Raw genomic sequence first — 13,841 nt, forward strand, 5'->3', positions numbered from 1 at the left:
ACCGAAATCCGCCGGCCTGACGTTCCCGAGAACCGGCCCCGATGCTCCTGAGAAGGAGGTGCTCCAAATCGCTTGAAACCGTGCCGCGCCGCTTCTTAGGGTGTGGGCACACGCGAAAGGAGGTGATCCGAAAACATGGTTTCTTTTCGGACTCGTGAGGTGACTGCGGGCTGACGCCTGCCGTCGCACTCTGTGCACCTCGGCAGGCCGTCTGCCGAAACCCAAGCAGTCACCCGACCCGTGGGCCGCCGGTAAGTCCGGCCGGCTCCCTCCGTCCGGACGGAGGGACCAAGGCCCACGGGTCGTCTGCGTTTTCCGCACGTCACGTACAGGACTTCCGCGTCACCGTGACCACCCGGCGTCAGGCCGGACCCCGCTCGCCCTGCGTTGCGACCGGGCCTCGCCCGCTCGCGGGACGACCGCCGCCGGGGCCGCGGGCAGGGCGCTCGGCGCGTCCGGGGCGGCGAGGGCCGGGGGAGGGCATCCCGTTCCCGCTGCCGCCGGAGACGGACGCGTGGCATTCCGCGGCACCGCGGCCGCCGGCCTTCCGGGGCGGGCGCCGCGTCCCGAGCGCGCCGCCCTGGCCCTCGACCGGGAGCGCACGGTGCGGCATGCGCGGTCCCGGCGACATCCGGGGGCCGTCCGGAGGGCCCCGGCGTCGCCCGGGGACCGCGGGGGCACCGGCGGTCCGGGCGCCGGGCGCTACGGCGCGAGGCGCTCGACGCGCCAGCCGGTGTCCGTGCGGACGTAGCGCAGGCGGTCGTGGAGGCGGTTCTCGTGGCCCTGCCAGAACTCGACGGTGTCGGGGACGACGCGGATGCCGCCCCAGTGCGCGGGGGCGGGGACCTGTCCGCTCTCCGGATACCGGGCGTTCAGCTCCTCGTAGCGCCGCAGCAGCTGCTCGCGTGAGGCGATCACCGTGGACTGGTCGCTGGCCCACGCGCCGAGCCGGGAGCCGTACGGGCGGGTGCGGAAGTACGCGGCGGTCTCGTCGCGGCCGATACGGGACGCCGTGCCGTCCACGATGATCTGCCGCTCCAGCGGATGCCACGGGAAGAGCAGCGAGACGTAGGGGTTTGCGTCGATCTCGCGGCCCTTGCGGGACTCGTAGTTGGTGAAGAAGACGAAGCCGCGCTCGTCGTAGTGTTTCAGCAGCACGGTGCGCGAGGAGGGCCGGCCGTCGGGCGTGGCCGTCGAGACGATCATCGCGTTGGGTTCCAGCAGGGCCGCCGCCGCGGCCTCGGCGAACCACCGGGCGAACTGTTCCATGGGGCCCGCGGCGAGGGCGCTCTCGTCGAGCGGGGTGGAGCGGTACTGCTCGCGCATGACGGCGGGGTCGGGGACGACGAGTTCCGTCTCTGCCGGGTCGGGTGCGGGCAGGCCCGCGACGGTCACGTCCGAAGGGCCGGGTTCGGGAGCGGCGGCATAGTCGGTCACGCAGCACATCCTGCCGCAGGGGCCCAGTCTGCCCGGCACGGAGTGCCGCCAATCCTCATGTAGTGAAATGGGGCACTGTGCCGGTTGTCACGCTTCCCCGCACCGGTGGGACCGGCCAAAATCCAGGGTGGGGCCACTGTGGCCTCCCTCCAGCAGGGAGATCGTGCCTGCCTCCCGGCGGCCCGGTGACATCCGGAGCCGGACGGGGCATCACCACCGGGGTGACCGACCCACGACCGTCGGCCGCCGCATGCCGCACACGTCTGGTCGCACACGTCTTGAGGAGCCGCCTGATGTCCGACTTCGTACCTGGACTCGAGGGAGTCGTCGCGTTCGAGACGGAGATCGCCGAACCGGACAAGGAGGGCGGCTCGCTCCGCTACCGGGGCGTCGATATCGAGGACCTGGTCGGACAGGTCTCGTTCGGGAACGTGTGGGGCCTGCTCGTCGACGGTGCGTTCGACCCCGGTCTGCCGCCCGCCGAGCCGTTCCCGATCCCGGTGCACTCCGGTGACATCCGGGTCGACGTGCAGTCGGCGCTGGCGATGCTCGCCCCCGTCTGGGGCCTCAAACCGCTCCTCGACATCGACGCCGCGCAGGCCAGGGACGACCTTGCGCGGGCGGCCGTGATGGCTCTGTCGTACGTGGCACAGAGTGCCCGCGGCCAGGGTCTGCCGATGGTGCCGCAGAGCGAGATCGACAAGGCGGAGTCCATCGTCGAGCGCTTCATGGTCCGCTGGCGCGGCGAGCCCGACCCGCGCCATGTGAAGGCCGTCGACGCGTACTGGACCTCGGCCGCCGAGCACGGCATGAACGCGTCCACGTTCACGGCCCGCGTCATCGCCTCCACGGGCGCCGACGTGGCCGCCGCCCTGTCGGGCGCGGTGGGCGCGATGTCCGGCCCGCTGCACGGCGGTGCGCCGTCCCGGGTCCTCGGCATGATCGAGGAGATCGAGCGCACCGGCGACGCGACAGCGTACGTGAAGCGCGCCCTGGACAAGGGCGAGCGTCTGATGGGCTTCGGCCACCGCGTCTACCGCGCCGAGGACCCGCGGGCCCGCGTGCTGCGCCGCACCGCGAAGGAACTGGCGGCGCCGCGCTTCGAGGTGGCGGAGGCGCTGGAGAAGGCCGCGCTGGAGGAACTGCACAACCGCCGCCCGGACCGGGTGCTGGCGACGAACGTCGAGTTCTGGGCCGCGATCATGCTGGACTTCGCGGAGGTCCCGGCGCACATGTTCACGTCGATGTTCACCTGTGCCCGTACGGCCGGCTGGTCGGCCCACATCCTGGAGCAGAAGCGCACCGGCCGCCTGGTGCGCCCGTCGGCGCGTTACGTCGGGCCGGGTTCGCGCAGCCCGCGCGAGATCTCGGGCTACGAGAACATCGTCGGCTGAGCGACTGGGAGCCGAGGCGGGCGGGGGCGTGGTGCACGCCCCCGCCCCGCTCACAGGCCGATGAGACGGACCCGTTCGCCGCAGAGGCGAGCCATGTCGTCGATGTCCGAGGTGAGCATCACGACCGGCCCGGGCGGCGCAGCGCCATCTCGGCGACGGTGGCGTCGACGGCGTACTCGTGGCCTCGCAGGCCGCGTAGGCCCTGTTCGGTGGGCAGGACCTGTTCGGTGGGCAGGACCTGTTCGGTGGGCAGGACCTGTTCGGTGGGCAGGCCGTGCAGGGCCGTGTTCGGCTGGCAGGTCACCGTGATGCGGGTCGTCTCGGCCATACGGCCGGCGAACAACCAATCCGCATGCTCGCAGTACGCGGAAGCGTCACGCCAGCCCCTCCTCCACCAGCGCCGCCCACTGCGCCACCACCCGCTCGCGGCGGGCCGCGTCGTCCGTGAGGAGGTTCGCGAGGCCGAGGCCGCGTGCCATGTCCAGGAGGCCCTGGACGGTCTCGCGGACGCCGGGGCGGGACTCGTCCGCGTGCAGCAGGCGGACGGCGATGCGGTGGGTCTCGCGGCCGACCTTCGCCTCCAGCTCGGTCACCCGGGGGCGCAGCTGGTCCTCGTTGGACGCGGCCACCCACAGATGCAGCGCGGCACGGAAGAGCGGCCCGGTGTAGAGGTCGACGAGCGCGGCGACAACGGCCGTGCGGTCCTGTGAGGGGAGCTCGCGCAGCGCCTGGGAGCGCTCCTCCGCGACGTACTCGACCGCGGCCGTGAACAGGTCCTCCCGCGTCGGGAAGTGGTGCTGGGCCGCCCCGCGGGAGACGCCGGCGCGTTCGGCGACCACCGAGACCGTGGAGCCGGCCCAGCCGACCTCGGCCAGGCACGCCACCGCCGCCTCCAGCAGCCGCTGCCGGGTCGCCCGGCTGCGGTCCTGCTTGGGGGCCTTGGCGGTCGGTGGCGTCACAACACCCATGCGGGGTCCCGTCGTTCGAGGAAGGCCGTCATCCCTTCACGCGCCTCGGGCGATGCGAACAGCGATGCCGAGCGCTGGACCAGGTCTTCCGCGTCCCGGTCGAAGGTCTCCAGCACCCTAGCGGTGACCAGTCGCTTCGATGCCGCCAGCCCTTGCGGCGAGGCTCTGCGCAGCCCGTCGAGGACAGGGGTGAGGGCGTCGTCGACGTCGTCGGCGGCGAGGGTGAGCAGGCCGCTGCGCGCCGCCTCCGCGGCGCCGAAGCACTCCCCCGTGAGGTAGTAGCGCTCGGCCGCCCGCGGCTCCATGCGGGGCAGCAGCGGCAGGGAGATGACGGCGGGCGCGACCCCGAGACGGACCTCGGTGAACGCGAAGTCGGAGCCGGTCGTCGCCACCGCGATGTCGCACGCTCCGACCAGGCCGAGCCCGCCGGCCCGCACATGCCCGGCGACCCTCGCCACCACCGGTTTGGGCAGCGTCACGATCTGCCGCAGCAGCGCGACGAACGCGTACGGGCTGGGCGGTGCCTTCAGGTCCGCGCCGGCGCTGAACGTCGAACCGGTGTGGGTGAGCACCACCGCCCGTACGGACGGGTCGTCGGCGCACTTGGTGAGAGCGTCCGCGAGATCCCCGACGAGCGTCGAGGAGAGGGCGTTGCGGTTCGCCGGTGCGTCGAGGGTGAGGGTGGTGACGCCCTGCTCGTGGGCGGTGGCGACGGTCATGCGCTACTCCCTCGTCCCGGGCGTGCGTTGTTCCTCCGGACCGGTCACGGGCTACTCCCGCACACCGGTCTCGCGGTCCCGCAGCTCACGCCGGAGGATCTTCCCAGAGGCGGCGCGCGGCACACCGTCGACGAACTCGACCCGGCGGACCTTCTTGTACGGGGCGACCCGCTCGGCGACGAAGGCGAGCACGTCGTCCTCCATGAGGGGGTCGGTGCCCGGCCGGCGCACGACGAACGCCTTCGGTATCTCGTTCCCGTCGTCGTCCCGCACGCCGATCACGGCCGCGTCCGCGATCGACTCGTGGGTGAGCAGCAGTGCCTCCAGTTCGGCGGGGGCGACCTGGTAGCCCTTGTACTTGATGAGCTCCTTGACCCGGTCGACGACGTAGAGCCAGCCGTCGTCGTCCACGCGTCCCACGTCACCGGTGTGGACCCAGCCGTCCGCGTCGATCATCGCGGCGGTGGCGTCGGGCCTGCCCAGGTAGCCCTTCATCACCTGCGGGCCGCGGATGGCGATCTCGCCGTCCTCGCCGGTGCCGAGTTCCCGGCCGGAGCCGTCGAGGTCGAGGATGCGCATCTCGGTGCCGGGCAGCAGCAGCCCCACCGCGCCGGGTGGGGGCTTCTCGACGTCGAGCGGTACGACATGGGTGCCGGGCGAGAGCTCCGTCATCCCGTACGCCTGCCGCACCGGCGGCAGCCCGAGCCGCTGGGAGCACGCCTCGGCGAGGTTCGCGTCGAGCGGGGCGGCGGCGCTGAGGACGTATTCCAGCGAGGAGAGGTCGTAGCCGGCGACGGCCGGGTGCTTGGCCAGGGCGAGGACGATGGGCGGGGCGACGTACAGCCCGTTGATGCGGTGCTCCTGGATCGCGCCGAGAAAGGTGTCCAGCTCGAAACGCGGCAGCACGACGACCGTCGCGCCCTGCCGCAGCGGAGCGTTCATCAGAGCCGTGAGTCCGTAGATGTGAAAAAACGGCAGCACGGCCAGGATGCGGTGCCCGACGCCTGCCGGGGCGAGGGGGGCGAGCTGCTCCAGGTTGGTGGCGATGGAGCGGTGGGTCAGCATCACGCCCTTGGGGACGCCGGTGGTGCCCGACGAGTACGGCAGCGCCGCGACGTCCTCGGAGGGGTCGATGCCGACGGCCGGTTCCGGCGCGGTGGAGCCGAGCATGTCGAGCACACTGATGTGGCCCTCCGCCCGGTCGCAGACGAATATCTCCTCGATCCCGGCGGCGAGTTCCGCCGCCCGGCGGGCCACCTCCAGCAGCGGGGACACGGTGACGATCCAGCGGGCGGAGGAGTCCCGCAGCTGCTTGGCGAACTCCTCCGCCGTGGCCAGCGGGTGGACGGTGGTGACCGTCGCGCCGGCCCGGGTGGCCCCGTAGAAGACCGCCGGGTAGACGACCGTGTTGGGGCTGTGCAGGGCCAGCACGTCGCCCTTGCGCACACCGGCGGCGGCGAGCGCGGCGGCGATCCGCCGGTGGAAGTGGTCCAGCTGGTGGTACGTGACGGTGGTGCCGTTCACGCCGTCGATGAGGGCGACGGTGTCGCCGTACTCGGCGGCGCGGGCGAGCACGGTCTCGTGGATGGGTGCTACGACGGCCGGGACATCTGCGTATCTGCTGCGGAACACCATGGTGGCTCCCTCGGCGTCGGGTCGAACGGCCGGAGTGCTGAACGGCCGGAGTCCTGGACGGCCAGAATGTCGTCTGTCAGTACGACTTGGGGAGACCCAGGGACTGGTGGGACACGTAGTTCAGGATCATCTCCCTGCTCACCGGGGCGATCCGCGCGACGCGGGCGGCCGCGATGAGCCTGGCGAGTCCGTACTCGCGGGTGAGCCCGTTGCCACCGAGGGTGTGCACGGCCTGGTCGACGGCCTTGACGCACGCCTCACCCGCCGCGTACTTGGCCATGTTCGCGGCCTCACCCGCCCCGACGTCGTCGCCCGCGTCGTACAGGGCGGCGGCCTTCTGCATCATCAGTTTCGCGAGTTCGAGTTCGATGTGGGCCTGGGCGAGCGGGTGGGCTATGGCCTGGTGGGCGCCGATCGGTGTCTTCCAGACCTGGCGGGTCTTCGCGTACTCGACGGCCTGCGCGAGCGCGTAGCGCCCCATACCGATGGCGAACGCGGCGGTCATGATGCGCTCGGGGTTGAGCCCGGCGAACAGCTGGAGCAGGCCCGCGTCCCCGTCGCCGACGAGCGCGTCGGCGGGGAGCCGTACGTCGTCGAGGAAGAGCTCGAACTGCTTCTCCTGCGCCTGGAGTTCCATGTCGATCGCGGACCTCCCGAAGCCCTCCGCGTCGCGGGGGACGATGAACAGGCACGGCTTCAGCCTGCCGGTGCGGTCGTCCTCGGTGCGGCCGACGATCAGGGTGGCGTCGGCGATGTCGACACCGGAGACGAAGACCTTGCGGCCGGTGAGGACCCAGCCCTCGCCGTCCCGGCGGGCGGTGGTGGTGATCCGGTGCGAGTTCGAGCCGGCGTCGGGCTCGGTGATACCGAAGGCCATGGTGAGGCTGCCGTCGGCGAGCCCCGGCAGCCACCGCCGCTTCTGCTCACCGGTGCCGAAGCGGGCGATGACGGTGGCGCAGATGGCGGGCGAGACGATCATCATGAGGAGCGGGCAGCCGGCGGCACCGGACTCCTCGAGGACGATGGACAGTTCGCTGATGCCGCCGCCTCCGCCGCCGTACTCCACGGGAAGGTTCACGCCGAGGTAGCCCAGCTTGCCCGCCTCGGCCCACAGGGTCGCCCGGTCGAAGTCCTTGCCGTGCCTGCGGCCCAGCGCGGCGACGGCCTGCCGCAGGTCCGTGTGATCCTGGCTCTCGATGGCGTTCATGACGCGGTGTCCTCCTGTGCTTCCTCGGTGACGACGGCGAGCAGGGCACCGACCTCGACCTGGCGGCCCAGGACGGCGTGGAGCGCGGTGAGCGTGCCGGAGGCGGGCGAGAGGATGCGGTGCTCCATCTTCATGGCCTCCAGCCAGACGAGTGGCTGTCCTTGTGCGACCCGGGCACCCTCGACGACTCCCTCGCCGACGCGGACGACGGTTCCGGGCATGGGCGCGAGCAGCGACCCGGGGACGGCCCGGTCCCGCGGGTCGGTGAAGCGGGGCCGGGCGGTGAGGGCGTGGGCCCCGGCGGGCGAGTCGACGTAGGCCGTACCGCCGTGGAAGGCGACGTCGTGGTTCCGCACGACGCCGTCGGTCTCGAGCGCGACCCGGTCCGGCCGCGCCGACACCACCCGTACACCGGGCCGGTCGACGAGCTCGAACCCGCCGTCGCGGGTGGGCCGGTAGCCGATCTCGTGGTCGCCGTAGGTCTTGAGCTGCGCCTGCGAGGCGAGGTTGCGCCAGGCGCCGAGCCGTTGCGGGACGCCGGACGCGGGACCGGCGGCGGAACGTGCTGCGCCCTGGCGCGCCACGGCGTCCGCGATGGCCGCGGCGACGGCGGCGTTCGCCTCGCCGGGGACGGGACGCGTCAGCTCGTCGAGGTGGCGTCCGTAGAAGCCGGTGTCGAGCCGCCCGCCGGTGAAGTCGGGGTGCTCCAGGGACGCCACGAGCAGGTCCCGGTTGGTACGGGGCCCGTGGATGCGCGCGCCGCGCAGCGTGGACGCCAGCCTCCGCACGGCCTGTGCCCGGGTCGGCGCCCAGACGACGACCTTGGCGACCATGGCGTCGTAGTGCACCCCGATGACGTCACCGTCCCCGTACCCGGCGTCGACCCGCACCGACGGAGCGTGCGCCCGGCCGCCAAGGGCCCGCGCCGACGGTGCGTGCGCCCGGCCACCGGAGGTTCCGTCCGTCGCGTCGGGGAACCTCAGCGTGTGCAGCCGTCCCGTCTGCGGGGCCCAGCCGGACGCCGGGTCCTCCGCGTACAGGCGGGCCTCGATCGCGTGGCCCGCCGCCCGCGGCGGCTTTGGAGGCAGCGGCTCGCCCTCGGCGACGGCCAGTTGGAGGGCCACCAGGTCCACCCCGAACACCGCTTCCGTCACGGGGTGTTCGACCTGGAGGCGGGTGTTCATCTCCAGGAAGTGGGCCCGGCCTTCGGTGTCGACGAGGAACTCGACCGTGCCGGCGCCCCGGTAGTCGACGGCCCGCGCGGCGCCGACCGCCAACGTGTTCAGCGTCTCTGCGAGTTCCGGCGCGAGACCCGGCGCGGGCGACTCCTCGATCACCTTCTGGTGGCGGCGCTGCAGCGAGCAGTCGCGGGTGCCGAGCGCCCACACCGTGCCGTGCGCGTCGGCCATGATCTGGACCTCGACGTGGCGGCCGTTCTCCACGTACGGCTCGACGAAGACCTCCCCGTCCCCGAAGGCCGACGCGGCTTCCGACCGAGCGGCCTCCAGCTCCACGGCAAGGTCCGCCAGGGACCGGACGACGCGCATCCCGCGCCCGCCGCCGCCCGCCGCCGCCTTCACCAGGACGGGCAGGTCCGCCTCCGTGACCGACGCGGGGTCCAGAGGTGCCAGGCCCATGAGCTTCTTGGCGCGGGTCTTGGACGCCATGGCCTCGATGGCCTCGGGCGGCGGCCCGATCCACCGGAGCCCCGCGTCGGTGACCGCCCGTGCGAAGTCCGCGTTCTCGGAGAGGAACCCGTACCCGGGGTGCACGGCGTCCGCGCCGGCCGCGAGGGCGGCCTGCACGATCAGTCCGCCCCGCAGGTACGTCTCGGCGGGCGCCGCTCCCGGCAGCCGTACGGCCGCGTCCGCCTCCCGTACGTGCAGCGCGTCGGCATCCGCGTCGGAGTGCACGGCGACCGTGGCGATGCCCAGGTCACGGCACGTGCGGAAGACACGGCACGCGATCTCGCCGCGGTTCGCGACAAGGACGGTGGAAATCACAGCGGGGCCCCTCACATTCGGAAGACGCCGAAGCCGCCGCGCGCGCCCTCGACCGGTGCCGTGTGGATCGCGGACAGACACAGACCGAGGACGGTCCGGGTGTCGCGGGGGTCGATGATCCCGTCGTCGTACAGCCGGCCGGACAGGAACATCGGCAGGGACTCGGACTCGATCTGCGCCTCGACCATCGCGCGCAGACCGGCGTCGGCCTCATCGTCGTACGGCTGCCCCTTGGCGGCGGCGGACGCCCGCGCGACGATCGACAGGACGCCCGCGAGCTGCTGCGGGCCCATGACGGCCGACTTGGCGCCGGGCCAGGCGAACAGGAAGCGGGGGTCGTAGGCGCGGCCGCACATGCCGTAGTGCCCGGCGCCGTAGGACGCGCCCATCAGCACCGACAGGTGCGGCACCCGGCTGTTCGACACCGCGTTGATCATCATCGCGCCGTGCTTGATGATGCCGCCCTGCTCGTACTCCTTGCCGACCATGTAGCCGGTGGTGTTGTGCAGGAACAGCAGCGGTACGTCACGCTGGTTGGCCAGCTGGATGAACTGGGCTGCCTTCTGCGACTCGGCGGAGAACAGCACGCCCTGGGCGTTGGCGAGGATGCCGACCGGATAGCCGTGCAGGGACGCCCAGCCGGTCGTCAGGCTGGCACCGTAGAGCGGCTTGAACTCGTCGAAGTCCGAACCGTCCACGATCCGGGCGATCACCTCGCGCGGGTCGAACGGCGTCTTCAGGTCCTCGGGCACGATCCCGAGCAGTTCCTCGGCCGCGTACTTCGGAGGCTCTGCCGGCATCGGATCGGGGTGCGCCTTGCGCCGGCCCAGGCGGGCGACGATCCGCCGTGCCTGGCGCAGCGCGTCGGGCTCGTCGAGCGCGAAGTGGTCGGCGAGCCCGGAGGTGCGGGCGTGCATCTCCGCACCGCCGAGCGACTCGTCGTCGCTCTCCTCACCGGTCGCCATCTTCACCAGCGGCGGGCCGCCGAGGAAGACCTTCGACCTGTCCTTGATCATGATGGCGTGGTCGGACATACCGGGCACATACGCGCCGCCCGCCGTCGAGTTGCCGAAGACGACCGCGATCGTGGGGATGCCCGCCGCGGAGAGCCGGGTCAGGTCGCGGAAGAGCGCCCCGCCCGGGATGAAGATCTCCTTCTGGGAGGGCAGGTCCGCGCCGCCGGACTCGACGAGGGAGATCACCGGCAGCCGGTTGGCGTACGCGATCTCGTTGGCCCGCAGCGCCTTCTTCAGGGTCCACGGGTTGGAGGCGCCGCCGCGCACGGTCGGGTCGTTGGCGGTGATCAGGCACTCGACACCCTCCACGACGCCGATGCCGGTCACGAGGGACGCGCCGACGGGGTAGTCACTGCCCCAGGCGGCGAGCGGAGAGAGCTCCAGGAACGGCGTGTCCGGGTCGAGCAGCAACTCGACACGCTCCCGGGCGAGCAGTTTGCCGCGCTTCCGGTGCCGGGCGACGTACTTCTCGCCGCCACCCGCGAGCGCCTTGGCGTGCTCGCCGTCCAGCTCGGCCAGCTTGTCCTGCATGGCGGCCCGGTGGGCGGCGTATTCGGGGCTCGTCACATCGACGGCCGAGCCGAGAACGGTCACAGCGATCCCTCCGTCACAGCAGTCGCTCCGTCACGACAGTCCCCCGTCACAGCAGTCCCCCCGTCACGACAGTCCCCCGTCACAGCAGTCGCTCCGGAATGTCGACGTGCCGGGCGCGCAGCCACTCGCCCAGCGCCTTGCCCTGCGGGTCGAAACGGGCCTGCGCGGCGACTCCTTCGCCGAGGACTTTGGCGACCGTGAAGTTCAGGGCGCGCAGATTCGGCAGGACGTGCCGTACGACCGTCAGTTCCGCGGTCTCCGGCAGCAGTGCGCGCAGCCGCTCGACGGTCAGTTCGTGGGCGAGCCAGCGCCAGGCCGCGTCGGTGCGGACCCAGACGCCGATGTTCGCGTCGCCGCCCTTGTCGCCGCTGCGGGCGCCCGCGACGAGGCCGAGCGGTGCGCGCCGGGTCGGGCCGGGGGCCGGCGGCTCGGGCAGCGCGCCCGGCCCGGCGTCCTGAAGGACCCGGGTACGCCGGGGGTGCGGGACGGCGACGCGCCCGCCGCCGGGCAGGACGGCCGTGTGCGGGACGTCGCCGGCGTCGACGTACGCGGCCTCGAACACCCCGTACGGCGCGCCCTTGCCGGGCGGGGCGGTGACATGGAAGCCGGGGTAACTGCCGAGCGCCGACTCGATCGCGGCGCCGCTGACGGCCCTGCCGGCCTTGTCGGCGTCCGGGTCGCGCACGACGAGCCGCAGCAGGGCGGAGGCCCGTTCCTCGGTGTCGGCGTCCTCGTGTTCCGTGCGGGCGAGTTCCCAGCGCACCTCGGCGGGCGGCTGCTCGGCGAGCGCGTCCTCGAGCTGGTCGCGCACGAGCCGGGCCTTGGCCTCGATGTCGAGCCCGGTCAGCACGAACACCACCTCGTTGCGCCAGCCGCCGAGCCGGCACACGCCGACCTTGAGCGTGGGCGGCGGCGCCTCGCCGCGCACCCCGGAGATCCTGACGCGGTCCGGGCCGTCCGGGTCGAGGCGTACGGTGTCGAGCCGGGCGGTCACGTCGGGTCCGGCGTACCGGGCGCCGCCCGTCTCGTACAGCAACTGGGCGGTGACGGTGCCGATGTCGACGAAGCCGCCGGTGCCGTCGTGCTTGGTGACGACCGAGGTGCCGTCGGAGTGGATCTCCGCGAGCGGGAAACCGGGCCGGCGCACGTCCCGGCCCGCTTCGGTGAAGAACGCGTAGTTCCCGCCGGTGGCCTGCGTGCCGCATTCGAGGACGTGCCCGGCGACGACGGCGCCCGCGAGCTCGTCGTACGCCTCGGGTCCCCAGCCGAACCGCCAGGCCGCCGCGCCGGTGACGAGTGCCGCGTCGGTGACGCGTCCGGTGACGACGATGTCCGCGCCCGCGCCCAGGCATGCGGTGATCCCGGCGCCCCCGAGGTAGGCGTTGGCCGTCAGCGCGCCGGGGTAGCGGGCGGTGAGGTCGTCGCCCTCGACGTGCCCGACCCGGACGGGGACACCGACGCGGTCGGCCAGCTCCCGTACGGCGTCGGCGAGTCCGGCGGGGTTGAGGCCGCCGGCGTTGGCGACGATGCGGACGCCGCGTTCGCGGGCGAGCCCGAGGGTGTCCTCGAGTTGGCGCAGGAACGTCCTGGCGTAGCCGAGGCCGGGGTTCTTCAGCCGGTCGCGGCCGAGGACGAGCATGGTGAGTTCGGCGAGATAGTCGCCGGTGACCACGTCCACCGGCCCTCCGGTCAGCATCTCGCGCATCGCGCGGAACCGGTCGCCGTAGAACCCGGACACGTTCCCGATGCGCAGCATCTACGCCGCCCCCTTGGGCTCACGCCCCTTGCCGGGCGGGCCGGCGAACGCCTGGGCGAGGTCCAGCCAGCGGTCGGCGTCCGCGCCTTCGGCCCGCAGGGCCAGGTCGGCGCGGTGGGCTCGCTGGGTGACGAGCAGGGCGAAGTGCAGCGCGGGCCCGGTGACGCGCTGGGCGGCGTCCTCGGGTCCGTAGGTCCACACTTCGCCGTCCGGCGCGGTGAGTTCGACGCGGAACGGCTCGGCGGGCGGAGTCAGGCCGTTCACGCCGTACGAGAAGTCCCTGGTGCGGAAGCCGATACGGGCGATCTGGGCGAGTCGGGCCGTGGGCGTGCGGACGGCGCCGAGCGCGTCGGCGACGTCCTGGCCGTGCGCCCAGGTCTCCATGAGCCGGGCGGTCGCCATCGACGCGGTGCTCATCGGCGGCCCGAACCAGGGGTGGCGACTGCCGGGCGGGGCCTCGCGCAGCGCTCGCAGGAGCCGTTCGCGGCCCTCGCGCCAGCGGGCCAGCAGGTCGGCGGGCGGCAGCGCGGCGCCCTCGGCCGCGCCGTCGTCGACGAAGGAGTACGGAGCGGCGAGCGCCTTCTCCGCCTCCGCGGTGAAGGCCGCGGGGTCCGTGACCGCCGCGAGCGCGACGGAGTCGGTCCAGGCCAGGTGGGCGATCTGGTGGGCGACGGTCCACCCCTCGGCGGGTGTCGCGGCCGCCCATCGCCCGGGGCTCAGCCCATCGACCAGCCGGTCGAGGTCGTGGCTTTCACTGCGCAAGTCGTCGAGTACGACGGCCGGGTCGGACACGGGACGCTCCCCTGTGGGCACGGCGGTGTGTGTCCGGAGCATGGCAGCCGCGACCAAAACAAGCAAGCATGCTTGCTTTGATTCACCGCGGCACCGGTCGCGCCGATCACGCTTCGCCGCAGGTCAAACCACATCCCGCCGCAGAATTGATTCTCTTTGAACCGCAAGGGTGGTTCCCCAGCAAGACCATTGCGGCGCCCCGGACCCACGCCGCACCGTTGAACGGCACCCCACCCCTCCCCCTGGGCGGACGGCTCACGTCCGCCCGGTCAACACGCTGAACGACCGCGTTGCGATGCGGTTACCCACTGTGATCGTAT

At 72.7% G+C, this 13,841-nt stretch carries 10 protein-coding genes and 1 pseudogene; 1 reads left to right on the plus strand and 10 read right to left on the minus strand.

Annotated elements, in window-relative coordinates; all coding sequences use genetic code 11:
- Positions 1–702: 702 nt before the first annotated feature.
- Positions 703–1,326: a pyridoxamine 5'-phosphate oxidase gene (pdxH, locus tag AB0903_RS09350; RefSeq protein WP_366700889.1), complete on the minus strand. Its 624-nt coding sequence runs from the start codon at positions 1,324–1,326 to the stop codon at positions 703–705.
- 404 nt (positions 1,327–1,730) lie between these two features.
- Between pdxH and AB0903_RS09355 the strand changes: the two genes are divergently transcribed.
- Positions 1,731–2,831, plus strand: a complete 1,101-nt coding sequence (locus tag AB0903_RS09355) for a citrate synthase 2 (RefSeq protein WP_366700649.1) — start codon at positions 1,731–1,733, stop codon at positions 2,829–2,831.
- A 50-nt stretch (positions 2,832–2,881) separates the two neighbouring features.
- Here the strand turns inward: AB0903_RS09355 and AB0903_RS09360 are convergent.
- The 9 genes and pseudogenes from AB0903_RS09360 to AB0903_RS09400 all read right to left on the minus strand — a co-directional run.
- Positions 2,882–3,024: pseudogene (locus tag AB0903_RS09360) on the minus strand (DNA-binding protein); the annotation flags it as partial.
- 181 nt (positions 3,025–3,205) lie between these two features.
- Positions 3,206–3,799 (minus strand): TetR/AcrR family transcriptional regulator, encoded by a 594-nt coding sequence (locus AB0903_RS09365; protein WP_366700651.1) that lies wholly within the window; start codon positions 3,797–3,799, stop codon positions 3,206–3,208.
- Complete coding sequence (locus AB0903_RS09370; protein ID WP_366700653.1) at positions 3,787–4,518, minus strand: enoyl-CoA hydratase family protein; 732 nt, start codon at positions 4,516–4,518, stop codon at positions 3,787–3,789. Before AB0903_RS09370 ends, AB0903_RS09365 begins: the two co-directional genes overlap by 13 nt.
- A gap of 51 nt (positions 4,519–4,569) precedes the next feature.
- Positions 4,570–6,153 (minus strand): 4-coumarate--CoA ligase family protein, encoded by a 1,584-nt coding sequence (locus AB0903_RS09375; protein ID WP_366700655.1) that lies wholly within the window; start codon positions 6,151–6,153, stop codon positions 4,570–4,572.
- Positions 6,154–6,229: 76 nt separating this feature from the next.
- Positions 6,230–7,360: an acyl-CoA dehydrogenase family protein gene (locus AB0903_RS09380; protein WP_366700657.1), complete on the minus strand. Its 1,131-nt coding sequence runs from the start codon at positions 7,358–7,360 to the stop codon at positions 6,230–6,232.
- Complete coding sequence (locus tag AB0903_RS09385) at positions 7,357–9,363, minus strand: biotin carboxylase N-terminal domain-containing protein (protein WP_366700659.1); 2,007 nt, start codon at positions 9,361–9,363, stop codon at positions 7,357–7,359. The genes AB0903_RS09380 and AB0903_RS09385 overlap by 4 nt, the downstream gene beginning before the upstream one ends.
- Before the next feature lie 11 nt (positions 9,364–9,374).
- The gene (locus AB0903_RS09390; RefSeq protein WP_366700661.1) at positions 9,375–10,973 is read right to left on the minus strand and encodes a carboxyl transferase domain-containing protein; all 1,599 of its coding nucleotides are present in this window, start codon (positions 10,971–10,973) and stop codon (positions 9,375–9,377) included.
- A 79-nt stretch (positions 10,974–11,052) separates the two neighbouring features.
- Positions 11,053–12,729: an acyclic terpene utilization AtuA family protein gene (locus AB0903_RS09395; RefSeq protein WP_366700663.1), complete on the minus strand. Its 1,677-nt coding sequence runs from the start codon at positions 12,727–12,729 to the stop codon at positions 11,053–11,055.
- Entirely contained in the window at positions 12,730–13,521 is a 792-nt protein-coding gene (locus AB0903_RS09400) for a TIGR03084 family metal-binding protein (protein WP_366700665.1), read from the minus strand. It abuts the gene before it with no gap.
- Positions 13,522–13,841: the final 320 nt, after the last annotated feature.

The sequence above is a fragment of the Streptomyces sp. NPDC048389 genome (genome assembly GCF_040706335.1).
Lineage (GTDB): Bacteria > Actinomycetota > Actinomycetes > Streptomycetales > Streptomycetaceae > Streptomyces.